This window comes from Phnomibacter ginsenosidimutans (genome assembly GCF_009740285.1).
GTDB classification, from domain to species: Bacteria; Bacteroidota; Bacteroidia; order Chitinophagales; family Chitinophagaceae; genus Phnomibacter; species Phnomibacter ginsenosidimutans.
The window spans coordinates 3,593,789-3,617,307 of record NZ_CP046566.1 but is presented as its reverse complement, the minus strand read 5'-3'; the positions used below and the strand labels follow the sequence as shown (position 1 = coordinate 3,617,307).

The window sequence follows — 23,519 nt, the reverse complement described above, 5'->3', positions numbered from 1 at the left end:
TTGCAGCTTATATCAGCAACAATTAGCTATTTTTTCTGCCGTAAGTTTTTGTAAATTTTGATGGCACTCATGAGCAACACAATCAGTGCCAACAGACCCACGAGGCCCCATACAAGGCTCATATTTTCTTTTACCACTACCAGCATTACTACTGATACCAGCAGCAAAGTGGGCACTTCATTCCAGATGCGCATTTGCTGCCCGGTGTAGGGAAACAATCCTTTAGCATGCTTGCTCACAATGGCTTGCAGTGAACCATGATACACATACAGCAATACCACGAGTATCAGCTTGATGACGAGCCATGAAGGAGTAGCGGGATACAGGTACCACATCCAGCCACCAAAAATGAGGGTGAGGATGGCGGATGGCCAGGTAATGCCATACCACAGTCGCTTGGTCATGAGTAGCAACTGGTCTGTGAGAATGGTTTTTTCCAGCTCATTTTTTTGCTGTGCTTCTGCCAGATACACCAACAGCCTCGGCAGGTAAAACAACCCCGCAAACCAGGTTACAACAAAAATGATATGGATGGCTTTGATGTAGAAGTACATGGGGGTGAAGTTGGTAAGTTGACGGGTTGGTAGGTTTGCAAGTTTACGAGTTCCAGTGTTCACAAGTTCCAAAGTTCAAATGCAGCAACCTAATCTCTGGAGAAAAAGCTGTTTGCAAACAGCAAAAGCGTCATGCATGAAGAACCATTAACCAAAAACGAATAACCACAAACTTTAAACTCCAAACCAAAAATATTAGACTGCTTCTTCAACCATGTCCACAATGGCTTCCACCCATTTCGGATGCACATTCAAACAAGGAATCATGGTGAAGCTTTCGCCACCGGCATGTATAAATTCTTCTTTGCCTTCTTCAGCTATTTCTTCCAGTGTTTCCAAACAATCACTCACGAAGGCAGGGCATGCTACCAACAATTTCTTGATGCCTTCTTTCGGCATTTCTTCCAAACGCTTGGCGGTGTAAGGTTTCAGCCATTCATCTTGCCCCAAGCGGCTTTGAAAACTGAAGCTGTATTTTTCTTTTGGAATACCCAGCATGCCCGCTACCAAATGCGTGGTGGTAACACACTGGTGGCGGTAGCATTGTGCATGAGCAGGTGAATCCACTTCGCAGCAATTGTCCACTTTGAGGCAATGACAACCCGTGGTGTCACCCTTGCGGATATGTCTTTCAGGTACCCCGTGGTAGCTAAACAAAATGTGATCGTATTCTTCATTCAAATAAGGTTGAATGCTGCTGGCCAAGGCATCGAGGTACGATTCATGCTTGTAATACGGTGGCAGTATGGTGAGTTTGAAAGCATAGTTTTCCTGAGCATGAATTTCCTTCGCATACTCCACGGCCGTTTCATAGCTGCTCATGGCATAATGCGGATACAGCGGCACTACAATCACTTCTTCCAATTCGGGCACTTTGGCCAGCAATTCATCGTAAGCTTTTTTCGGATGCGGATTGCCATAGCGCATCGCAATGGTTACCGGAGCTGTTACTGCGTGTTGCAATGCTGCTTGCAATTGTTGTGTGAGTACAATGAGTGGCGAGCCTTCTTCCCACCAAATGCTTTTGTAAGCCTTGGCCGATTTGGGTGCACGGAAAGGAGAAATAATGCCTCTCACCAATAAGAACCGCAAGAGTTTGGGTATATCAATCACCCGTTCGTCCATCAAAAATTCGTTGAGGTAACGGCGTACATCTTTTACGGCAGTTGAGTCGGGCGAACCGAGGTTCATCAGTACAATTCCTTTCTTATGCATCATGGCAGATTTTGACATTGTTTGATCCATACCAACAGGTCACCACGTATTTTGTTGGGGCTGCAAAACAACAGCAAAATGTACGGTTCACTGCTGTTGTTTGGTTTACACATTGAAAATGACAATGATGTGACACAGTAATATGACAATGAAGTGACAGAACCAACGCACGGCCGTACCACGTGCCAAATACCTTTGCAACGTCCATGAAGCTGAATGAAGAACATATGCGGGATCGATTCTGTGTGGCGGCCATTGGGTATCGCCAGGCAGATACGGAGGTGAGAGGAATGTTTGCGGTAGATGCGGACATGAACCGCCAGATACTGGCTGCGGCAAAAACGGCGGGCTTCAAAAGTGTGTTTATTGTAAGCACCTGCAACCGCACCGAAATATACGGTTATGCCAACCATCCGCATGAGTTGGCCGCCTTGCTCACCCGTTTTACCAAGGGCACAGTGGGTGAGTTTATTCACCACGGTTTTTTTAAGCAAGGCAAAGACGCCATGCACCATCTGTTTCGGGTGGCGGCCGGTCTCGATTCTCAAATTATCGGCGATTACGAAATACAGGGGCAGCTCAAGCAAGCCATTGCTATGGCAAGAGCCGCCGATTTGATTGGTCCCATTATGGACCGCACGTTGAACTTTGTTTTTCAGGCGTCCAAAAAAATACGGGCTACCACATTGCTAAGCAGTGGTACGGTGTCGGTAAGCTTTGCAGCCATCGAATGGTTGCAGCAAAAAGTAAACCCATGGCCCATGAAAGCCCTGGTAATTGGTACAGGAAAGTTTGGTACCAATGTGTGCAAAAACCTGCTGCATTATTTGCCACAATTGCAATTGCACATTTGCAACCGCACCAACGAAAAATCGGAAGAACTGGCCGCACAACTGCAAGCTGGTTATTTGCCTTTCGATGAGCTGGCTGCGTCGCTCAATGCATTTGATGTGATCATTACCAGTACGGCAGCACCCGAACCAATTGTATTGCCACAGCATTTTGTGCCGGGCAAACAACGGCTGATTGTAGACCTGAGTGTGCCAGCCAACGTACACAAAGACGTGGCCAAAATTGACGGTATAGAAATGGCGAACGTGGATGAAATTTCTGCCATACTAGAGCAAACCATTGCCCGCCGCCACATGGAAGTGCCCAAGGCCGAAGCCATCATTGCCGAATTTGAACAGGAGTTTTACGAATGGCTGCATACCTACAAGCATACACCTGCTATTAAGTTGGTGAAGCAGCACCTTGCCGGATGGGCCCGGCAAACGGGTTGCGAATTTTCTGGTGCGGCCACAACTGCCAACCCGGAAGTAGATGCACTGCTCAAGCAAACCGTAAACAACCTGATGGTAAATTTGAAACACAAATCGGAAAAGGGCTGTCATGTGATAGCAGCTTACGAACAGTTTCTCAATCATCCGGCCCTCAGCGTAGAAGCATCATGATAAAAATAGGAACCCGCGAAAGCAAGCTTGCCTTGTGGCAGGCCGAGCAGGTGCAGGCTGCGTTGTTGCAACAAGGCCATGCATCAGAATTGGTATTGGTAAAAAGCGAAGGCGACATTGACCTTGTAACACCCCTGTACGAAATGGGTGTGCAAGGTGTGTTTACCCGTACGCTGGATGCAGCATTGCTCAACAAACGCATCGACATTGCCGTGCATAGCATGAAAGATGTGCCCACACAATTGCCGCAGGGCATTGTGCAGGCTGCAGTGTTGCCCCGTGGTTTCACGGAAGATGTATTGGTGCACAAAGAAGCGCCATCATTTTTTCGGATGTGCAACAGCCCATGACCATTGGCACCAGCAGCATCCGCCGCAAAGCACAATGGTTGTACAAGTATCGGAATACGCAGTTTCACAACATGCGGGGCAACATGCAAACCCGCCTCGACAAGCTTGCTGAAAGCGATTGGAGCGGCGCCATATTTGCCCGTGCCGGATTGGACCGCATTGGCTTGTTGCCACAAAATCATTTGGTACTCGACTGGATGCTGCCAGCTCCGGCACAAGGTGCTGTAATGGTAGTATGCCGCGAAGATGATGCCCGCATACTCGATGCCTGTGCACTCATCAACGATGAGTTTACCGCGGTGTGTACCAAAATAGAAAGAGATTTTTTGCGTGGACTGATGGGTGGTTGTGCCACTCCCATCAGTGCTTTTGCGCAGCATAACTACAGCCACGTTAGTTTTACCGGCAATGTATGCATGCCCGATGGCAGCGACCTGCTGGAAGTAAGCTGCACGTTTGGTTTGGATGAACTGGAAGATGCCGGCCATATTGCTGCAGAAAAACTGCTGGCCAATGGTGGTGGTGCTTTCATTGAAAAATTCAATAAATAAATGAGTCAGCCATTTGCCTTATTGAGTACCCGCCCACTCGATGCTGCCAGCGTGGCTGCCTTGCAGCAAGCGGGAGTAAGTGTAGATGTGGCGGAATGCATACGCACAATAGCCGTGCTAGATGCATCACTCACCCAGCAAGTACAGGCATTAGCTGCGCAGCAACGGCTCGTCATTTTTACCAGCATGAATGCGGTAGAAGCGGTAGCTCCCATGCTGCAATGGCTACAACCCGTATGGCAGATTGCCTGCATTGGACAAACCACTTTGCAGTTGGTGCAACAGCATTTTGCCAACAGCACGGTTGTAGCTACGGGCAGCGATGCATTGGATTTGGCAAAGCATATTGTAGCCTTGCCTGCAAAGGATGGAGCCGTATTTTTTTGCAGCAATATCCGCCGGCATGAGCTGCCGGATTATTTGCAGCAGCATGGAGTGCCGCTGCAAGAGTTGGTAGTGTATCATACCCATGAAGTGCCGGTGCAAATGAACAAGCCCTATGATGCGGTATTGTTTTTTAGCCCGAGTGCTGTACGCAGTTTTTTTGCGGTGAACTCGGTGCCGCACACAGCAGCGTTGTTTGCTATTGGCAGTACCACTGCACAAGCGTTACAAACTGCTGGCTACAGCAATATTGTTGTAGCCAATGAGGCGGGTAAGGAAGCGATGATTGAAACATTTCTCAACTGGTATGCGGCTTCGCAAAAACCGGTTGAATAAAGCGATAAAACAAAAGCATGTTACAAAACGATTTGTTGTTGCGGGCATTGAAAGGAGAAAAACTCAAACGCCCACCTGTGTGGATGATGCGTCAGGCGGGCCGTTATTTGCCCGAGTACCTCGCCCTGAAAGCGAAGTATGATTTCTTTACCCGTGTACAAACGCCGGAGCTGGCTGCTGAAATCACGTTACAGCCTATTGATATTGTAGGTACAGATGCCGCCATTATTTTCTCCGATATTTTGGTGATACCACAGGCCATGGGCGTAGAAGTATTGATGGAAGAAGGTAAGGGACCTTCATTGCCCAACACCATCAAATCACAAGCAGATATTGATGCGTTGATTACAGAAAATGTGGAAGAAAGTCTGGGCTATGTAATGCAGGCGCTGACACTCACCAAGAAACAACTCAATGGTCGTGTACCACTCATAGGTTTTGCCGGTGCACCGTTTACCATTTTGTGCTACATGGTAGAAGGAAAGGGCAGCAAAACATGGGAGAAAGCCAAGAAGTTTTGCTTTTACGCAACCACAGCTGGCACATGCATTGCTGCAAAAAATTACGGACATCACCATCGCTTACCTGAAAGCACAAGTGGCTGCAGGCGCCGATGTGGTACAAGTTTTTGATAGCTGGAGCGGTTCGCTCAGCAAGCAGGATTTTGAAGCCTTTGCACAACCTTATCTGGTGCAGATTGCACAGGCTTTACAGCCACATGCACCGGTTATTTTGTTTCCCAAAGGCAGCTGGTATGCATTGCCTGCACTGGCGGCAAGTGGTGCATCAGGCATTGGAATCGATTGGTGTATCGATGCAGCTACTGCACGGGCACTCACCAACAGTAGCATTACCTTACAAGGCAATTTTGATCCGGCCTATTTGCTGGCACCCATTCCGCAAATCAAGCAGCGGGTGAAGCAAATGATTGATGCGTTTGGTACACAGCACTACATCGCCAACCTTGGCCACGGTATTACACCCGATGTGCCGGTAGATCATGCCAAGGCATTTGTGGATGCAGTGAAGGAGTACGGAGAATAAGTTAATTGGTTAATTAGAGAATAGGAAAAAAGGAAAACGTTGAATTACCCTTTCCCCCTTCAGGGGGCTAGGGGGCTTGAAAAGCAAAACATCAATGATTTCCGAAGGCAATTCCCTCTGTGTCCTCCTTTCCTCAATGCGAAAAAAATAAAACTATAAGCAAACACACACTGTGCTCCTCTGTGCATACCTCTCATTCCTCTGTGGTTACAACGAATTCATCAATACATGGACGTAAAAGAACAATTCATCGCATTCATTCATCAGTTGCAAGATGATCTTTGCTCCGCATTGGAGCAGGAAGACGGCAAAGCCCGTTTTGTAGAAGATGAGTGGCAGCGCCCCGAAGGCGGTGGTGGTAAAACCCGTGTGATAGCTCATGGCAATGTGTTTGAGAAAGGCGGGGTCAATACTTCTGTGGTGTTTGGTGAAGTAACCCCGGTGATGCAGCGGCAACTCAACATCAATGGTGATCGTTGGTTTGCTGCAGGTATTTCTTCCGTCATTCATCCGTTCAATCCGTTGGTGCCTACTATACACTTCAACTACCGCATGTTTGAATTGTACAATGCAGCAGGTGAAGTGATTGACCGCTGGTTTGGTGGCGGAACCGATTTAACGCCTTACTATATCGATGCGCAGTGCTGCCGTCATTTTCACCAAACATTCAAACAGGCTTGCGATGCGGTAGACAAAGCTTTTTATCCGGAGTTTAAAACTACCTGCGACAACTACTTTGTAAATACCCACCGGGGTAATGAACGGCGTGGCATTGGCGGTATTTTTTATGACCACAAAAGAGCTACAGACGGCTATACCGTGGACACCTGGTTAACACTCGCCAGCAAATGCGGTTACGCATTTCTGGATGCGTATTTGCCCATTGTATCCAAGCATAAAGCACTTGCATTTACGCCAGAGCAAAAGTATTGGCAGGAAATTCGGCGTGGCCGCTATGTAGAGTTCAATTTGGTGCATGACCGAGGTACGTTGTTTGGCTTAAAAACCAATGGCCGTACAGAAAGCATTCTTATGAGCCTGCCGCCAACCGTACGCTTCGAATACAACTATCAGCCCGCTGCAGGTAGTGCAGAAGATGCGCTTTTGAAGGCTTGTCTGCAGCCCATTGATTGGGTGCATTACCTGTCGGATGATGAACGCAACGATTGGGCGCAACAATCCAATACCTGCTAATCATCTAAGTACTCCTACAGCTGTTCATTTGAGTTATACATTCACTTATTGACCTATTCACTCATTGATTAATTCTCTGTTATGATACTTACCAGACGCAACCGCATTCTTCGCCAGTCGCCAGCCATTCGCAGCATGGTGGCCGAAACCATGCTAACGCCTAATGATTTCATAGTGCCGTTGTTTGTAGTGGAAGGCACGGGTGTAAAAGAAGAAATCGCTTCTATGCCCAACTACTATCGCCTAAGCCTCGATAACCTGGCGAAAGAAGTGAAAGAGTTGTGGGCGATGGGCTTGAAAAGTGTGTTGTTGTTCATTAAATGTGCCGATGAGCTGAAAGACAACAAAGGCACTGAAGCCATTAACCCAAATGGATTGATGCAGCGTAGTATTCGTACGGTGAAAGAAGCTTGTCCGGACATGTATGTAATGACTGACGTAGCCCTCGATCCTTTTAGTTCTTTTGGTCACGATGGTATTGTGGAGAATGGTGAAATCGTCAATGATGCCACAGTAGAAGTGCTGGCGCAAATGAGTGTGAGCCATGCACAGGCCGGCGCCGATATGGTGGCACCCAGCGATATGATGGATGGCCGCATTGAAGCCATCCGGCTGGCTTTGGAAGAAAATAATTTTACCAAAACAGGCATCATGGCGTACAGTGCGAAGTATGCTTCCTGCTTTTACGGCCCCTTCCGCGATGCATTGGATAGTGCCCCCGGCTTTGGTGATAAGAAGACGTATCAGATGGATTATGCCAATCGTACAGAGGCTGTAAAGGAAGTCATGATGGACATAGAAGAAGGTGCCGATATAGTGATGGTAAAACCTGCTTTGAGCTATCTTGATATCATCCGCGAAGTAAAAAACATCAGCGATGTACCTGTGAGTGCTTACAACATCAGCGGTGAATACGCCATGATTAAAGCCGCTGCAAAAATGGGCTGGATCAATGAAGACAAAGCCATTCTGGAAGTGCTTACGTCAATCAAGAGAGCCGGCGCCGATTTGATAGCGACCTACTTTGCAAAAGACGCAGTAAGATTAATCAACCACTAAGACACAGAGAGCTTCCACAAGGAACACAAAGAAAATTTCCTTGTGACCTTCGTGCTTCCTTTGTGTCATAGTGGTTAAAATAATATACCATGTATTCAAGAAGTCAACAACTATTTAGCAGAGCCCAGCAATCTATTCCCGGTGGCGTTAATTCTCCCGTACGGGCATTTAAGCAAGTGGGCGGTACACCGTTGTTTATCAAAAAAGCAAAAGGCGCTTACCTTTATGATGAAGACGGTAATCAATACATTGATTATATCGCCTCTTGGGGGCCTATGATTTTGGGGCATGCGTATGAGCCCATTGTGGAAGCCATCCGGGAAAAAGTATACGACTCCACTTCTTATGGGGCACCCACCGAGTTGGAAATTGAAATGGCAGAACTCATCAAAAGCATGGTGCCCAATGTCGATTTGATTCGCATGGTAAGCAGCGGTACCGAAGCTTGTATGAGTGCCATTCGGCTGGCTCGTGGCTACACCGGCCGCAACAAAATCATCAAGTTTGAAGGTTGCTACCACGGCCATGCTGATAGCTTTTTGGTGAAAGCCGGTAGTGGTGTTGCTACGTTCAATATACAAACCGTGCCCGGTGTAACTGCTGGTGTAAGTGCCGATACATTGACCTGTGCCTACAACGATTTAGCAGCAGTGCAGCAATTGGTAGAAGCCAACAAAGGAGAAGTAGCCGCCATCATCGTAGAACCGGTGGCAGGTAACATGGGTTGCATATTACCACAGCCGGGTTTCCTCGAAGGCATCCGCAGTTTGTGCGATGCAGAAGGCATTGTATTCATTTTTGATGAAGTAATGACCGGCTTCCGACTGGCACCGGGTGGTGCACAGGAAAAGCTAGGCATCAATGCAGACCTCGTTACCTATGGCAAAGTGATTGGCGCAGGCATGCCGGTGGGTGCCTTTGGTGGTAAAAGAGCCATTATGGAATGCATCGCACCGCTGGGCAATGTTTATCAGGCTGGTACTTTGAGCGGTAATCCTGTGGCCATGATTGCCGGATTTACATTGCTCAATGAGCTAAAAGCAAAGCCGGAAATCTTTGCGCAATTAGAAGAGAAGACAGCTTATTTGCACAAGGGTTTGGATGAGGTGTTGAGTGCTTCCAATGTTGAATATTCCATCAACCGTTTGGGCAGTATGATTAGTGTTCATTTCGGCAAACATGCTGTTGTGGATTTTTCTACTGCGGCAGCTTGTAACATCGAACAGTTTAAAACGTATTTTCACCATATGCTCCGCAGCGGCATTTACCTGCCGCCCAGTGCTTACGAGAGCTGGTTTTTGAACAATGCGCTGAGCTATGAAGACCTTGATAAAACTATACAAGCCACCAATGCTTTTGTATCGTGAGTCGTGATGATTACAGCTAAAGAAGGGCATCGGCAATAGCTGGTGCTTTTTCTTTTCAGCAATGTGCAAGCGTTATTTACTGCATGTTCAAACGAAAACCCAGCAACCATTTGGTGCCTTGCATGGGTGCGTAGTTATAACTCGGATCGAAGCTGTAGCCATTGGGATTCGTAACAGCATTTGGCGTGCCATTCGCATTCCAGTACAAACCACCACGGCGGTCAAACGGATCGTCGGGGTGTAAAATGGGATTGGCAGGTATAAAGTTGAACATGTTTTTTACTGCCAGGTAAGTTTCAATTCCTCCAGGCCATTTTTTAGTGAGTTGTGCATTCAGCAAATTGTACGACGGGCTCATGGCTGGCCGAAAATCATTGGGCACCACCGGCAACCGCATAGAGCCTGTCCATTTACCAGTCAGGTCGATTGTTATGCCTGCTTTGCGGATGGGAAAATTCAGTGAATAATTGCCACTCCAACGGGGCGCATATTGCTGTAGTGTTTTCACGTCATTTTCAACAGCGTAAACATCCATGTAAGTTGCACCAACCATGGCTCGTAAGCCGTCGGTCATGGTCCAGGTAAGTTGTGTGTTCACGCCCTTGCTCACAGCATAGCCATCTAAATTGTCATAAATAATTTTCTGCGGATCGCTGTCGTAATTGGGGATGATTTTATTGGTAAACCAAGTGTAAAACAACGACGCGTCCCAACCAAAAATCCCTGCTGCTGTATGTACATCTCCACTATAGTTTAGGTTGGCATTCCAGCTTTGCTCTGGTTTCAAATCGTTTTGAATCACGATTTCTCGAAAGCCGCTGAGAGCCGCATGATCTTCAGTAAACAGATTCACCACTCTGAATCCGTTACCTGCACTCAGTCGAATGGTATGATGCGCTGCAGGCTGCCATTTTACAGCGAACCTCGGCGCCACCACTGCACCTTGTATATTGGAATGTTCAACCCGAATGCCAGTGAGTAAAGTGACATTTTTTCTTGCAGTCCATTCGTCTTGCAAGTAAAGGGCAGTCATGAGTTGTTTGCTGGGGGCATTGGCATTTAGCTTGGCTGTGGCAGGCGTATTGTCGTCGTACCATAAATACCTGAGCGGTATACCCGCCAATAGTTGATGCTTGCCCATGGTTTTGCTCCAGCGGAGTTGGGCAAAAGCCGTGTGCTGTTGCCCTTTGTACCAGGTGGTGCCATAGTAGCTATTCTGGAAATGAAAATTGTAGCTGTATTCCAGCAGTAAGTCTTTGCGGATGCCATAGTTTCCAATGAGTTCAACTCTTCTGGTGTCAATGCTTTCACCATACACACTATCACCCCCCAAGAACTTGCGTTGCCATTGCAGTTCACCACCCCAGCGTCTTTCCGTCAGCAGCCGAAGTGCTACGCTGGCGGGTAAATCCTGTCGTCTTTCAATATCCCATTTGGTAAAAAGAGAGAACCTGTTTTGCAGGGTTACATCGGTGAAATTATCTCGGTTGATATCGTGCTGGCGATTGAAGAAAAAGCCATTCGCTGCCAGTAATCCGGTTGCTTTTTTGCTTGTGATTTTGGTTGATAGGTCAACGCTGTATTCGCCCAACGTGCTGGCATTTATGTCAACAGCAAAACGGCTGCTGCTGAGCGGGTCTTTTGTTATGATATTGATGAGCCCGCCCACGGCTTCGCTGCCGTATAGCGTACTGGCCGGGCCTTTTACCACTTCTATCCGTTTGATGATGCTGTTGGGAATACCACTCAAACCATACACGGTGCTCAGGCTGCTCACAATGGGCATGCCATCTATCAGCACCATGGTATAGGGGCCTTCCATGCCGTTGATGCGGATGTCGCCGGTGTTGCACACATTGCAGGTGAGCTGTGGCTGAATACCATTCACCATGGTCATGGCTTCAAACAATGACGGAGTAGGATTTTGCTTCAAAAAGCTTTGCGAAAAACTTTCTACAGGAATGGGACTGTCCAACCGGCGCATGGGTTTGAGCGTACCACTCACTACCACATCCTGCAGGGCGTTGCTGGTTGCCAGCAGGTATACAGGAATGGTGTCATTAGCTGATGTAGCTGTAACCTTTTGAGATTGATAGCCAACTGCTGTAATCAGCCAGGCATGGGTGCCTGCTGGCAATGGAATGTAACCACCATTGTTGGCTACCACTCTGGTGCTACCGTGGCTGGCCGTAGCACCCGCCAACGGTTGCTGGTTTTGGGCATCTACAATGTGCAGCGTGGTTTGTGCATTGCCAAGTGTGGTTATGAGGCAGGCGAGGAGTGCTGTATGGAATATATTTTTAGACAAGGCTAAATATATGTTTTGATAAAAATAAAAAAGAACGGCATACGGGCAAATAAAAACTCCCGGAATCTTGGATTCCGGGAGTTGAATAGTCGTAGAAGTCAGCAAAAAATTACCGAACGAGTAAGTCGCAAGGCTTAATACCTGTGTGCTTTTTAAACGCGGTACTAAAATGCGAGATAGAGGAGTAGCCCAGTAAGGCGCTTACATCGGTTACACTCAGGCCTTTGTCGTACAGCAGGTATTTGGCATGCTCCATGCGCTGGCTTTGGTAAAAGTCGAATATGGTGGTGCCAAACATTTCTTTGAAACCCTTCTTCAGGTAGCACTCGTTGGTCGCCACTTTGCGGGCCAGTTCTTTAATGGTGATGGGGTCGCCAATGTGCTGCAGCAAAATTTCTCTTGCCTGAGCAATAGCATTGCGGCCACGTTCATCTTCCAAAAACTTACACTGGTACACTTTGTCGCGGTCGCCTTCGCCAAACAGGCAGTCCATGCTGTACACCAGCAAAAACTGAATCTGGCTGTTGAGGTAAATATTCTCGAGTGCTCCGCTGTATTTGTGGTTAAACAGGCTCGCCAAAATCATGCGGTTCTTGTTGCACAGCGGAATGATGTGCGAAATGGTTTGGTCGTGCTCAAAACTCAGGTAGCGTTCGGCTTCGCTTACGGCTGCCTTGGTGCTGGCAAACTGGTGCAGGTAAGTGCTGGTAAACCGGAAAGAATAAATGTCTACGGTTTCTACTTCTTCGCTGCAGTTTTCCAAACCGGTTTTGGAACAGGTGGTACCGGGTTCGCATTCGTCGCTATCGCAATAGGCTTTGCCCGATACGCAAAATTTGAGTTCCAATGCATTTTGGGGGCTGCCCTGGCTTACGTAAGTGTATTCCATCATGCCAATATCATCTACCTGCCAGCCGGGCATGCGCATAAACCGACGCATGTCGTACTCCACCGAGTTGGGGATGCTTTTTTCCTGACGGGCTACCAGCCGCAACTGATCGACCATGAGGTCGCGTTGTACGGCCTCGGCCAAAATGGACAATGATTCCTGCATGCAGCGAAATTAATTCAAAAATGATTGTATGTACAAACATCTGCCATTCCTGACAGGATTCTTACAAAGGCTTAACAAGCTCTTTTTGCAAATGGTTGCCCTGGTGTTTTGAAGAAATGGACAGTTGAGATTTTTTAGGACGTAAAATGACGGCATTACAGGGGTAAAATTGGGGAAAAGTTGGCCCTATTGAGCCCCTGCCTGCATTGGCTGCCTGCCCTCCTTTCGTTACATTTGCCCGCCTTCGGATGAGTATGGATTTGCACTGCAGTTGAACTGTCCCGATAGCTATCGGGAGACAATACATGGAGGGCACCTGCACAGTTGCCCGAAAACAAATCCATTCTCCGATTTAAACACGGATGAACGTATCCTCTATGAGCACAGAAAATCAGGAATTAGAGCCGCAGCAACCCGCTGGTTACGGCGCCGATAGTATTCAGGTACTGGAAGGTTTGGAAGCAGTGCGTAAGCGCCCTGCGATGTACATTGGCGATGTAGGTGTAAAAGGCCTGCACCACCTGGTGTACGAAGTTGTCGACAACTCCATTGACGAAGCGTTGGCCGGCTATTGCAAAAACATTCAGGTTACCATTCACGAAGACAATAGCATCAGCGTTCAGGATGATGGCCGGGGTATCCCTACCGCCATGCACACCAAAGAAAAGCGGAGTGCCCTGGAAGTGGTAATGACCGTGCTGCATGCCGGTGGTAAGTTTGATAAAAACACCTACAAGGTATCGGGCGGTTTGCACGGTGTGGGTGTGAGTTGCGTAAACGCCCTTAGTACCAAGCTGCATGTAACCGTTCAGCGGGAAGGAAAAATATTTGAGCAGGAGTACCGCATAGGTGTACCACAGTATGCTGTTCGTGAAATAGGCGTTAGTGAGGTTACCGGTACCCGGGTGCAGTTTTGGCCCGACCTCAGCATCTTCACTTCCGGCATTTACAACAAAGAAATTCTGCAGGGCCGTCTCCGTGAGTTGGCTTACCTCAACCGGGGTATCCGCATTACACTTACCGACCTTCGTGAAATTGTAGAAGATACCAACGAACCTTATGAGGCTGAGTTTTACAGCGAAGGTGGTATTGTGGAGTTTGTGCAAATGCTTGATAATACGGCCAACCGCAACAACCTCATTCCTACGCCTATCTTCTGCGAAGGCAGAGACGAAGCCACCAATGTAGCGGTAGAAGTAGCCATGAACTACAACAGCAGCTACAGCGAACACATTTTCAGCTACGTCAACAATATCAACACCATTGAAGGCGGTACGCATGTCACTGGTTTCCGCCAGGCCATTACCCGTGTGTTTAAAACCTACGGCGATAAGGAAGGCATGTTTGAAAAAGCCAAGGTGGAAATTGAAGGTGATGACTTCCGCGAAGGTCTGAGTGCCGTGATTAGCGTAAAAGTGCCCGAGCCACAGTTTGAAGGTCAAACCAAAACCAAGCTGGGCAACAGCGATGTGGCCGGTACAGTACAAACTACGCTGAGTGCGGCATTGCAAAACTTTTTGGAAGAAAACCCCAAAGAGGCCAAGACCATAATTCAGAAAGTAATATTGGCCGCACAAGCCCGTGCCGCAGCCCGCAAAGCCCGTGAAATGGTGCAGCGTAAAAGCGGCCTGAGCGGTGGCGGATTGCCTGGCAAACTAGCCGACTGCTCAGAAAAAGATCCGACCAAATGTGAGCTCTACCTGGTGGAAGGTGACTCGGCCGGTGGTACTGCCAAGCAGGGCCGCGACCGAAGCTTCCAGGCCATTTTGCCACTGCGGGGTAAAATCCTGAACGTGGAAAAAGCCATGGAGCACAAGATTTACGACAACGAGGAAATCCGCAACATGTTTACGGCCCTCGGCGTAAAAATTGGCACTCCCGAAGACCCAAAGGCATTGGACCTCAGCAAGCTCCGCTACCACAAGCTCATCATCATGACCGATGCCGACGTGGATGGTAGCCACATTGCCACATTGATTCTCACCTTCATTTTCCGCTACATGAAGGAGATGGTGGAAAATGGTTACGTATACATTGCGCAACCGCCATTGTACTTGGTGAAAAAAGGCAAAAACCAGGAGTATGCCTGGAATGAAGAGCAGCGTAAAGCCCTCATCGAAAAACTGGGTGGCGGTAGCGAAAGCGGCATAGTAGTACAGCGCTATAAGGGTTTGGGTGAAATGAACGCCGACCAGCTGCGGGACACCACCATGAACCCCGAAAACCGGACGCTGAAGCAGGTAACGATTGAGAGTGCTGCCGAGGCAGACCGTGTGTTCAGCATGCTTATGGGCGATGAAGTGGCGCCCCGCCGCGAATTCATCGAAAGCCACGCCAAGTACGCCAAGATTGATGTGTAAGAAGGTTTGGGGCTGAAGGCGAAAAGCTGAAAGCTCGATGCAATATCATAAAACGCTGACCTTACAAGTCAGCGTTTTTTTGTGTGTATTCTATTGATGAATTACTCATCTACTTCCTCAATAATAGCCGTACCGCTGCCGGTGCGGTTGCCACTCCATTGCCAGTCTTCGTACAAAGCAATGCGGCCATTTTTCAAAAACTCTGTTGAAGATTTTGAATGGCCCTGACCCATTTGTCCGTCTTTATCAATTTGCATGTAATGAAAATGAATGTTGCGTTTAGCGTTCATTTTGCCTACCAATACACCACGTTCTATTACGCCGCCGCTATACGTGCCCCATACAAAATCTCCATCCTGAAAATACTCAAACAGCGTAGCTTCATCTACCTGCCCGTTGGCGCTGTTGATGCGGGGGCGCATCCGCTTGTTGTGAAGGCAAATGTGCACCGGTTGCAGGGTTTTGCTGATAGAAGGTACTGGTGTGGTAATGCGTTCATTAAAACCAGCTTGTGCAAATACCTCTGCCAGCCAGTGGTTGTGCGGAAATGCAGGTGCGGTAAGCTGTCGGATACATTGCTGTTGCCAGTAATGAATAGCCGTTTCCAGCAGTGCTGTGGCCACTGATTGGCGGTGCGCTTCTGGGTGCAGCACTATTGATTCCACCACGGCAGTACTGTGTTTAGAAGGCGATTGCCAACTAATGATCACACCCAATAGTTGCTGCTGATCGGAATGAAAGGCCATCCAAACCGAGGCAGCATGGTGCAGCAAAAACACATGGTTAAACTGCTGTAAACCACCGGAATACTGGCGTATAAAAACGCCGAGTTGCTGGCAGTCTTCGGGCACTAACGGACGAATGGTGGTTGGTTTTGTAGCAGGGTACATCGAAAGGGAGGAGATGAAAGCGAAAGGTAAAGCAGTGTGTGTGATGAACGTCAAACAGGCTGGCTCACTTAGCCAAATCGGGCCATTATTTAGCTTAATTTGACAAAGTGTTAAGAACCAATGCACCCAATCAGTTCTTCGAATGCTCACATTTTATCAACTAAATATGGCCCGGCTTTTGATTGTTGCCTCAAATCCACTTCCTTTAAATCATTATTCTACTTAAAAACAGGTTACTATGGACAAATCAAAAATGCTGACGGCCTACTGCCTGAAGACAAAAGAAAAAAATGTACCCATGCAGGATGCCGTAATTACTAAAACTGCTAAAGGCGGTTATATGGCTCAGGGACATGATGGCAAGGGCAATAAAATGACGGCGCTGCTCAATGAAGCCAAAGCATTGCAAGCCATCAAAGACGGTGTTGCTACCAAAGGTTTTTAATTGTTGCTGCTAAGCTCAGCATTGCTTTGCCATTTGAAAAGGAAGGTTCTTTCCGTACAGGAATAGCCTTCCTTTTTTGTGCCCCATGCATCCGCTGCAAAACGCTCATATTTCAGCATCGCTCCCTTGTGGGGTATCCTTACCTTTGCAGCCATTTTAGCCAATTTGTACCATGTCTGTACGTTATCAAGAGTTTGCAGGGTTGAACCTGCCCGCCATAGAACAGGAAATTTTAGCCAAATGGGCTGCCGAACAAGCCTTTGAAAAAAGTGTGCTGCTTCGTGAAGGCGCCGAGCCATTTGTGTTTTACGAAGGCCCGCCCAGTGCCAACGGCATGCCCGGCATTCACCACGTTATCAGCCGTACCATTAAAGATTTGGTGTGCCGCTACAAAACCATGCAGGGCTACCAGGTACACCGCAAGGGCGGCTGGGATACCCATGGCCTGCCCGTAGAGCTGGGGGTAGAAAAAGAACTGGGCATTACCAAAGAAGACATCGGTAAAAAAATAACCGTAGCCGAATACAACCAGAAATGCCGCGAGGCGGTGCTCCGCTTCAAAGACAAGTGGGACGATATCACCCGCAAAATGGGTTATTGGGTAGACCTCAACGATCCGTACATCACCTTCAAAAATGACTACATCGAAAGCCTGTGGTGGCTGCTCAAAAAAATGTACGATCGTGGTTTGCTCTACCAAAGTGTGAGTATTCAACCGTACAGTCCTGCTGCCGGCACCGGCCTCAGCAGCCATGAGCTCAACCAGCCTGGTACCTATAAAGATGTAAAAGACACCAGCGCCACCGTCATGTTCCGGGCGGTGCAAAATGACAAGAGCCGCTTTTTACACGATGCCGTCCATGGTGCCGAAGTGTTTTTTATGGCCTGGACGACCACTCCGTGGACTTTGCCCAGCAACCTCGGTTTGACCGTAGGCCCCAATATTGACTATGTATTGGTGAAAACCTTCAACCCCTATACTCACCTGCCGGTAAATGTGGTGATGGCCAAGGCACTCGTACACAAATACCTGAAGGCAGAAAATGAAAACGGCGATTTTGCAGCTTACGAAGCCAAAATTGCTGCCGGCGAGCAGGTAAAAGAAGGTGCCCCCTGGGCCGTGGTAAGCAGCTTCAAAGGCAGCCAGCTCGAAGGTTGCCACTACGAGCAGCTCTTACCCTACGAAGCCAACAGCCTCGAAGAAATCAAGAAGATTACCCCCGATGCCGATCCGTTCAAAGTGTTGGTGGGCGACTTTGTAACTACCGAAGACGGTACCGGTATTGTGCACACTGCACCAGCCTTTGGTGCCGATGACTACAAGGTGGGCAAAAAGCACAACATCGGCATCCTTACCATGGTAGACCGCGAAGGCAAGTTTGTAGATGGCCTCGGTGAGTTTAGCGGCCGCTATGTAAAAAACTACAAAGACGAAAAAGATTATGTAGATGTAAACGTAGACATCTCCGTAAAACTGAAGCTCGAAAACCGGGCCTTCAAAGTAGAGAAATACGAACACAACTACCCCCATTGCTGGCGTACAGATAAGCCCATTTTGTACTATCCGCTGGATGCGTGGTTCATCCGCACCACAGCGCTGAAAGACCGCATGGTGGAGCTGAATAAAACCATCCGCTGGAAGCCCGAAAGTACTGGTACCGGTCGCTTTGGCAACTGGCTGGAAAACATGGTGGACTGGAACCTGAGCCGCAGCCGCTACTGGGGTACACCGCTGCCCATTTGGCGTACCGAAGATGGCAGCGAAGAGCTGTGCATTGGCAGCGTGGCCGATCTTAAAGCCAACCTGCATCCTGATAGTCCCATTCAGGACATTACAGATTTGCACAAGCCGCAGGTAGACGATATCATTTTGAAAAGCCCCTCGGGCAAACCCATGAAGCGGGTGGCCGACCTCATCGACGTGTGGTTTGATAGCGGCGCCATGCCTTATGCCCAGTGGCATTTCCCTTTTGAAAACAAAGAAATCTTCGCCAAAAGCTATCCCGCCAGCTTTATTGCCGAAGGCGTAGACCAAACCCGTGGCTGGTTTTACACCCTGCATGCCATTGGCAGTTTGGTAAAAGAAGATATTGAAGCGGAACTGAAAGCCGCTGGCTTGCCTACCGAACAGGTAGATGGCCGGGCATACAAAACCGTTGTTTCCAATGGTTTGGTGCTTGACAAGAACGGCAACAAAATGAGCAAGCGCCTCGGCAACGTGGTGGATCCGTTCAAAACCATTGAAACCTACGGCGCCGATGCTACCCGCTGGTACCTCGTAACCAATGCCAGCCCATGGGACAACCTGAAGTTTGACCTGGCCGGTATTCAGGAAGTGCAGCGCAAGTTTTTTGGCACCCTGTACAATACCTACCAGTTTTTTGTGCTTTATGCCAATGTGGATGGTTTTGCTTTCAAAGAGGCGTACATCCCCGTGGCAGATCGTCCCGAAATTGACCGTTGGATTTTGAGCAGCCTCAATACGCTGGTGAAAAAAGTAAACGAAGCCATGGACGACTACGAGCCTACGCAGGCCGGCCGTTTGATGGAGGAGTTTTTGGATGAGCACCTGAGTAACTGGTACGTACGCCTCTGCCGTCGCCGTTTCTGGAAGGGCGATTACAGCGATGACAAAATCAGCGCCTATCAAACTTTATACGAATGTCTGGAAACGCTGGTTCGCCTGATGGCGCCCATTTCACCCTTCTTCAGCGATGCGGTTTTCCGCCAGCTCAATGCGGTAACGGGTCGTTTTACTGCCGAAAGCATTCACCATGTAGCATTCCCCAAAGCCACCGAATCTGTTATAGATGCAGCGTTGGAAGAACGCATGCAACTGGCGCAGGATGCCACCAGCCTGGTACTGAGCATTCGCAAAAAAGTAAACATCAAAGTGCGTCAGCCGCTGCAAAAGTGCTGATTCCGGTGCTGAACCCCGACATGAAGGCACAGCTGGAAAAAGTGGAAGACCTGCTGAAAGCCGAGGTAAACGTGAAAGAAGTAGACTATCTCACCGAAACGGAAGGCTTCATCAACAAAAAAATCAAGCCCAATTTTGCCCTGCTGGGTAAAAAACTGGGCCCCAATATGAAGGCCGTTGGCATTGCACTCACTGCATTTAGCCAACAGCAAATTGCCGATCTGGAAAGAAACGGTTCTGTAGAACTGGATGTTAATGGACAAAACATCAGCATTTTAGTAAATGAGGTGGATATTAGCGCCGATGACATCCCCGGATGGAGTGTGGCCAGCAAGGGCAGCCTTACCGTGGCGCTGGATATTACCCTGACCGATGAACTGAAACAAGAGGGAGATGCGAGGGAGTTGGTGAACCGGATTCAGAACATTCGCAAGGAGAGCAACTTTGAACTGACCGACCGGATTGACGTGCAATACGCTGGACCTGAAAATATTGTGGATTCTTTCGATAGGTTCAAATCCTATATTTGCGCCGAAATTTTGGCAGATTCGCTGAGTTATGTGCCTGCACTAACAGATGGCGTATCAGTGGAAGTGAATGATTATCAATTGACCCTGAAAGTTTCAAAAAGGAGTTATAACGATGGCTACCACCAAAAAAGCAACCAAGGCAGCTCCCGCCAAAAAGGCCGCTCCGGCAAAAAAAGCCGCCCCGGCCAAAGCAGTAGCACCCGCCAAAAAAGCGGCCCCCGCTGCTAAAAAAGCTGCTCCAACACCCGCAGCACCCGCAAAAAGGCCGCTCCGGCTGCTAAAAAAGCTGTTCCTGCCAAACCTGCGGCTAAGCCAGCAGCTCCGGTAAAAGCAGCACCAGCAAAAGCAGCACCAAAAGCAGCGCCTGCCAAGCCAGCACCCGCTCCAGCAAAAGCCGCAGCTCCTGCAAAGGCCACTGCGCCAGCCAAAGCTCCGGCACCAGCCAAAGCAGCCCCTGCAAAAAAGTAGTAAAGAAAGTACCGGTAAAAAAACCAGAACCGCCCAAGCGGGATGAAGTACCGGCCCGTTCGAATACCCCGCACCCTCCGCAAAAAAAGCGGCCTGTGGTAGAAGAAAAAAAGATTGTAAAAATGCCACCCATCACCGCAAAAGGTAAAGTGGCCTACGACCCCGACTTTACCGTATCTGTTTTGGATACGCCCAAAGAAGAGGCCGTTATTTCAACCCCCACTATGCGCTATAGCGACTCAGAATTAGCCGAATTTAAAGAACTCATACTGCGAAAGCTCGAAGCTGCCCGCAAAGAGCTGAACTACCTGCAAGGCCTCATTACCCGTAAAGATGAAATGGGTGGCGACAATGATGACAGCCGCTACATGACCATGGAAGACGGAAGCCTGAGCATGGAACGGGAGCAATTGAGCCAGATGGCCAGCCGCCAGATTCAGTTTATCGACCACCTGGAAAAGGCAATGATCCGGATTGAGAACAAAACCTACGGTATTTGCCGCGTCACAGGTAAGCTCATCGAAAAGGCCCGACTTCGTGCAGTACCCCATGCTACACTGGAGCATGGAAGCCAAGTTGGGCAAACGCTAATCATTTTTGGTTTTACCTGAAATAAGAAACCGACCTGCAGCCATGCGGGTCGGTTTTATTTTGGGAAAGGCTGAAGGCAAAAGGCTTCAGCCGACTCCGGTCTTCGGACTCCCGACTATTTCACTTCTTGCATTTCCACCAGCTTGCGGTAGTAGCCTTGCTGTGCCATCAGGCTGTCGTGAGTACCCCGCTCTACTATGCGGCCCTTTTGCAATACCACTATTTCATCGGCATGGCGGATGGTACTGAGGCGGTGAGCAATCACAATGGTGGTGCGGTCTTTCATCAAGTGGTTGATGGCGTCTTGCACCAGCTTTTCGCTTTCCGTATCCAGCGAAGATGTGGCTTCATCCAAAATGAGAATGGGTGGATTTTTAAGTACTGCCCGGGCAATAGTAAGCCGTTGGCGTTCGCCGCCGCTAAGCTTGCTACCCCGGTCGCCAATGTTGTTGTTGTAGCCCTCTTCTTTGGCCGTAATAAAACGATGTGCATTGGCCACTTTGGCTGCTGTTTCAATGGCTGCGGGGCTGGCATTGGGGTCGCCAAGGCTGATATTGGCAGCAATGGTATCGTTGAATAAAATGGGCTCCTGGGTGACAATGCCCATTTGCCGGCGTACAGATTCCAGTTGGTATTGCCGGATGTCTTTTCCGTCAATCAGCAATTCGCCACTCGTTACATCATGAAAGCGGGGCACCAAATCGGCGAGGGTACTTTTACCCGCACCACTACCACCCACCAATGCTACGGTGGTTCCTTTTTTGATGGTCAGGTTGATGTCTTGTAAAATGTTGATGTCCTCATAATTGAACGACACGTTGCGAAACTCAATGCAATCTTCAAACTGAGTAAGCGGTTGAGCATTGGGCAAATCTGTAATCACCAACGGTGCTTTCAGCAACTCTTCAATGCGCTGAATGGCGGCCGAGCCTTTTTGCATGTTGTAAAATGAAGTGCTCAACGCTTTGGCTGGATTAATCAACCCGTAAAACAACCCCAGGTAGGTAATGAATTCGCCACCGCTGAGGCCGGTAGAATTGTTGTCGCCCAACACCAGCATGCCACCATACAGCAGAATGCAGCAAAACACAAATACACCCAGCGTTTCACTTACCGGCGAAGCCATGTCACGCCTAAAACCAATCTTGTTTTTGGTGTGCAGCAAATCATCATTTACCTGAAAAAAGCGCATCCGCAGCAGGTTTTCGGCAGTAAATGCTTTGATAACCCGAAGCCCGGTCAATGTTTCATCGAGTATGGCTACCGATTCTCCCTGTTTAATGGCAGCAGCATGGCTTTGCTTTTTTAAACTACGGCTGATGCGGCCAATGACAAAACCAACCGTGGGCAGCATGATGAACAAGAACAACGTGAGCTGTGGACTGAGTACCAATAGCACTGCCAGGTGGGCAATAATCATGATGGGATCACGAAACCAGCCTTCCAGCGTACCCACTACGCTGCCTTCTACTTCTGCCACATCGTTGCTCATGCGGCTCATCAAATCGCCTTTGCGCTGCTCGGTAAAATAGCCAATGGGCAGCTCTAAAATTTTCTCATACATCTGTGCCCGAAGTGTAGATACAATAAGATTTTTGAGCGGGTTGAGGATGTAAATGGCGAGGTATAAAAACAGGTTTTTGAGTATGATGGCACTCAGCATGAGCACACATATCAGCAACAGCAAATCGAAGTGAGAATGCTCTCTGGCATAGGTATTCATCCACAGCGAAACATTACTCGATACATCCCACTTGCCTACCTGAGCGGCAGAGTCCAGCGTAGCCGATTTGCCTTCAAAAATGAGTTGCAAAAGGGCATGAGCATGCCGATAGACATGATGGAAAACAGGGTGCTCAGCAGTATAAACAGCACGTAGGCCAGCATTTTGCCCCGGTACGGCTTCAGTAGCGAAAAGACCCTTGCATATTTCTTCATGGAAACGAATAAAAGTAAAGGCTGCAAAAGTAACTACTTTTACAGCGGCAGTACTTGAAGTGCTACCATCACTCTTGTTATAATTGAGCAAAGGAACTTAGGATATGGAAGAAACGAAACGTCAGAAGCAAGTAGCCGCATTACTCAATGAGGAGCTTAGCGATATATTCAGAAGGCTTGGGTTGAATGTCATTCACAATGGCATGATCTCTATTGCATCGGTAAAAGTGACGCCCGATTTGCTTGAGGCAAGGGTGTACCTCAGTTTTTTTCAGATAGAAGACCAAGCCTCGATGCTGCAAAAAAATAAAAGAACGCAACTGGGAAATAAAGCGGGAACTGGCTGCCCGTGTAGGCAAGCAACTGCGCCGCATGCCCGAGCTCCAGTATTTTATTGATGATACGCTGGACTATGTATTCAAAATGGAAAAGTTGTTTGGCGAAATTCAAAAGCCTGCACCTCCCGCTGATACAGACAAGCCTGCTTCTTAATTCATCTGTTCAATA

21 protein-coding genes and 1 pseudogene are annotated in these 23,519 nt (G+C 48.4%); 15 read left to right on the top strand and 7 right to left on the bottom strand.

Features of this window, described 5'->3' with window-relative positions:
• Positions 1 to 26: 26 nt before the first annotated feature.
• On the bottom strand, positions 27 to 554 hold the full coding sequence (locus GLV81_RS15675) for a CopD family protein (protein WP_157479709.1): 528 nt from the start codon (positions 552 to 554) through the stop codon (positions 27 to 29).
• Positions 555 to 749: 195 nt separating this feature from the next.
• On the bottom strand, positions 750 to 1,772 hold the full coding sequence (gene hemH / locus GLV81_RS15670; RefSeq protein WP_246186060.1) for a ferrochelatase: 1,023 nt from the start codon (positions 1,770 to 1,772) through the stop codon (positions 750 to 752).
• A 203-nt stretch (positions 1,773 to 1,975) separates the two neighbouring features.
• Here hemH and hemA point away from each other — a divergent pair, with 203 nt between their 5' ends.
• The 9 genes from hemA to hemL all read left to right on the top strand — a co-directional run bounded on the left by hemA (position 1,976) and on the right by hemL (position 9,508).
• A complete protein-coding gene (gene hemA / locus GLV81_RS15665; RefSeq protein WP_157479708.1) occupies positions 1,976 to 3,223 on the top strand; it encodes a glutamyl-tRNA reductase in 1,248 nt (415 codons plus the stop codon).
• Entirely contained in the window at positions 3,220 to 3,573 is a 354-nt protein-coding gene (locus GLV81_RS21385) for a hypothetical protein (protein WP_281350710.1), read from the top strand. Before hemA ends, GLV81_RS21385 begins: the two co-directional genes overlap by 4 nt.
• Positions 3,558 to 4,124, top strand: coding sequence for a hypothetical protein (locus GLV81_RS21380; RefSeq protein ID WP_281350709.1), 567 nt, complete (start codon positions 3,558 to 3,560; stop codon positions 4,122 to 4,124). Before GLV81_RS21385 ends, GLV81_RS21380 begins: the two co-directional genes overlap by 16 nt.
• Positions 4,125 to 4,844, top strand: a complete 720-nt coding sequence (locus GLV81_RS15655; protein WP_157479707.1) for a uroporphyrinogen-III synthase — start codon at positions 4,125 to 4,127, stop codon at positions 4,842 to 4,844.
• 17 nt (positions 4,845 to 4,861) lie between these two features.
• Positions 4,862 to 5,476, top strand: coding sequence for a uroporphyrinogen decarboxylase family protein (locus GLV81_RS20655; RefSeq protein ID WP_246186059.1), 615 nt, complete (start codon positions 4,862 to 4,864; stop codon positions 5,474 to 5,476).
• The gene (locus GLV81_RS20650; protein WP_246186058.1) at positions 5,394 to 5,888 is read left to right on the top strand and encodes a uroporphyrinogen decarboxylase family protein; all 495 of its coding nucleotides are present in this window, start codon (positions 5,394 to 5,396) and stop codon (positions 5,886 to 5,888) included. Before GLV81_RS20655 ends, GLV81_RS20650 begins: the two co-directional genes overlap by 83 nt.
• Positions 5,889 to 6,116: 228 nt before the next feature.
• Positions 6,117 to 7,082, top strand: a complete 966-nt coding sequence (hemF, locus tag GLV81_RS15645; protein WP_157479706.1) for an oxygen-dependent coproporphyrinogen oxidase — start codon at positions 6,117 to 6,119, stop codon at positions 7,080 to 7,082.
• 81 nt (positions 7,083 to 7,163) lie between these two features.
• Complete coding sequence (hemB, locus tag GLV81_RS15640) at positions 7,164 to 8,141, top strand: porphobilinogen synthase (protein ID WP_157479705.1); 978 nt, start codon at positions 7,164 to 7,166, stop codon at positions 8,139 to 8,141.
• A gap of 89 nt (positions 8,142 to 8,230) precedes the next feature.
• Positions 8,231 to 9,508, top strand: a complete 1,278-nt coding sequence (gene hemL, locus GLV81_RS15635; protein ID WP_157479704.1) for a glutamate-1-semialdehyde 2,1-aminomutase — start codon at positions 8,231 to 8,233, stop codon at positions 9,506 to 9,508.
• 76 nt (positions 9,509 to 9,584) lie between these two features.
• On the opposite strand, the gene GLV81_RS15630 is transcribed toward hemL, so the two are convergent.
• Together GLV81_RS15630 and GLV81_RS15625 are read right to left on the bottom strand one after the other, a co-directional pair.
• Positions 9,585 to 11,816 (bottom strand): TonB-dependent receptor, encoded by a 2,232-nt coding sequence (locus tag GLV81_RS15630; protein ID WP_197428542.1) that lies wholly within the window; start codon positions 11,814 to 11,816, stop codon positions 9,585 to 9,587.
• A 109-nt stretch (positions 11,817 to 11,925) separates the two neighbouring features.
• Entirely contained in the window at positions 11,926 to 12,870 is a 945-nt protein-coding gene (locus tag GLV81_RS15625) for a helix-turn-helix domain-containing protein (RefSeq protein ID WP_157479703.1), read from the bottom strand.
• Between the two features lie 377 nt (positions 12,871 to 13,247).
• Between GLV81_RS15625 and gyrB the strand changes: the two genes are divergently transcribed.
• Complete coding sequence (gene gyrB / locus GLV81_RS15620; RefSeq protein WP_157479702.1) at positions 13,248 to 15,230, top strand: DNA topoisomerase (ATP-hydrolyzing) subunit B; 1,983 nt, start codon at positions 13,248 to 13,250, stop codon at positions 15,228 to 15,230.
• 101 nt (positions 15,231 to 15,331) lie between these two features.
• Here the strand turns inward: gyrB and GLV81_RS15615 are convergent, their stop codons facing one another.
• Complete coding sequence (locus tag GLV81_RS15615) at positions 15,332 to 16,120, bottom strand: GNAT family N-acetyltransferase (protein WP_157479701.1); 789 nt, start codon at positions 16,118 to 16,120, stop codon at positions 15,332 to 15,334.
• Between the two features lie 238 nt (positions 16,121 to 16,358).
• Here GLV81_RS15615 and GLV81_RS15610 point away from each other — a divergent pair, with 238 nt between their 5' ends.
• Both GLV81_RS15610 and ileS read left to right on the top strand, forming a co-directional pair.
• Positions 16,359 to 16,565 carry a hypothetical protein gene (locus GLV81_RS15610; RefSeq protein ID WP_157479700.1) on the top strand — a complete coding sequence of 69 codons (207 nt, stop codon included), beginning with the start codon at positions 16,359 to 16,361 and terminating at the stop codon, positions 16,563 to 16,565.
• A 172-nt stretch (positions 16,566 to 16,737) separates the two neighbouring features.
• Positions 16,738 to 20,120: pseudogene (ileS, locus tag GLV81_RS15605) on the top strand (isoleucine--tRNA ligase); the annotation flags it as partial.
• 119 nt (positions 20,121 to 20,239) lie between these two features.
• On the opposite strand, the gene GLV81_RS19565 reads toward ileS, so the two are convergent.
• Positions 20,240 to 20,461 (bottom strand): hypothetical protein, encoded by a 222-nt coding sequence (locus GLV81_RS19565; protein ID WP_197428531.1) that lies wholly within the window; start codon positions 20,459 to 20,461, stop codon positions 20,240 to 20,242.
• 117 nt (positions 20,462 to 20,578) lie between these two features.
• On the opposite strand from GLV81_RS19565, the gene GLV81_RS15595 reads away from it, so the two are divergent.
• Positions 20,579 to 21,094 carry a TraR/DksA family transcriptional regulator gene (locus tag GLV81_RS15595; protein ID WP_246186055.1) on the top strand — a complete coding sequence of 172 codons (516 nt, stop codon included), beginning with the start codon at positions 20,579 to 20,581 and terminating at the stop codon, positions 21,092 to 21,094.
• 95 nt (positions 21,095 to 21,189) lie between these two features.
• On the opposite strand, the gene GLV81_RS15590 is transcribed toward GLV81_RS15595, so the two are convergent.
• The gene (locus GLV81_RS15590; protein WP_246186054.1) at positions 21,190 to 23,103 is read right to left on the bottom strand and encodes an ABC transporter ATP-binding protein; all 1,914 of its coding nucleotides are present in this window, start codon (positions 23,101 to 23,103) and stop codon (positions 21,190 to 21,192) included.
• A 13-nt stretch (positions 23,104 to 23,116) separates the two neighbouring features.
• Here GLV81_RS15590 and GLV81_RS15585 point away from each other — a divergent pair, with 13 nt between their 5' ends.
• Positions 23,117 to 23,410 (top strand): ribosome-binding factor A, encoded by a 294-nt coding sequence (locus GLV81_RS15585; protein ID WP_246186053.1) that lies wholly within the window; start codon positions 23,117 to 23,119, stop codon positions 23,408 to 23,410.
• A complete protein-coding gene (locus tag GLV81_RS20640) occupies positions 23,385 to 23,504 on the top strand; it encodes a ribosome-binding factor A (RefSeq protein WP_246186052.1) in 120 nt (39 codons plus the stop codon). The genes GLV81_RS15585 and GLV81_RS20640 overlap by 26 nt, the downstream gene beginning before the upstream one ends.
• Positions 23,505 to 23,519 lie beyond the last annotated feature (15 nt).

Excerpts from the sequence above, each read along its gene's own strand:
- GLV81_RS20655 (WP_246186059.1), top strand. The coding sequence starts at position 4,862 with ATGTTACAAAACGATTTGTTGTTGCGGGCATTGAAAGGAGAAAAACTC.
- GLV81_RS15610 (WP_157479700.1), top strand. The coding sequence starts at position 16,359 with ATGGACAAATCAAAAATGCTGACGGCCTACTGCCTGAAGACAAAAGAA.
- GLV81_RS20640 (WP_246186052.1), top strand. The coding sequence starts at position 23,385 with ATGCCCGAGCTCCAGTATTTTATTGATGATACGCTGGACTATGTATTC.
- hemB (WP_157479705.1), top strand. The coding sequence starts at position 7,164 with ATGATACTTACCAGACGCAACCGCATTCTTCGCCAGTCGCCAGCCATT.
- hemF (WP_157479706.1), top strand. The coding sequence starts at position 6,117 with ATGGACGTAAAAGAACAATTCATCGCATTCATTCATCAGTTGCAAGAT.
- GLV81_RS15625 (WP_157479703.1), bottom strand. The coding sequence starts at position 12,870 with ATGCAGGAATCATTGTCCATTTTGGCCGAGGCCGTACAACGCGACCTC.
- hemL (WP_157479704.1), top strand. The coding sequence starts at position 8,231 with ATGTATTCAAGAAGTCAACAACTATTTAGCAGAGCCCAGCAATCTATT.
- hemH (WP_246186060.1), bottom strand. The coding sequence starts at position 1,772 with ATGATGCATAAGAAAGGAATTGTACTGATGAACCTCGGTTCGCCCGAC.
- GLV81_RS15615 (WP_157479701.1), bottom strand. The coding sequence starts at position 16,120 with ATGTACCCTGCTACAAAACCAACCACCATTCGTCCGTTAGTGCCCGAA.
- GLV81_RS15585 (WP_246186053.1), top strand. The coding sequence starts at position 23,117 with ATGGAAGAAACGAAACGTCAGAAGCAAGTAGCCGCATTACTCAATGAG.
- hemA (WP_157479708.1), top strand. The coding sequence starts at position 1,976 with ATGAAGCTGAATGAAGAACATATGCGGGATCGATTCTGTGTGGCGGCC.
- GLV81_RS15655 (WP_157479707.1), top strand. The coding sequence starts at position 4,125 with ATGAGTCAGCCATTTGCCTTATTGAGTACCCGCCCACTCGATGCTGCC.
- GLV81_RS21385 (WP_281350710.1), top strand. The coding sequence starts at position 3,220 with ATGATAAAAATAGGAACCCGCGAAAGCAAGCTTGCCTTGTGGCAGGCC.
- GLV81_RS15675 (WP_157479709.1), bottom strand. The coding sequence starts at position 554 with ATGTACTTCTACATCAAAGCCATCCATATCATTTTTGTTGTAACCTGG.
- gyrB (WP_157479702.1), top strand. The coding sequence starts at position 13,248 with ATGAGCACAGAAAATCAGGAATTAGAGCCGCAGCAACCCGCTGGTTAC.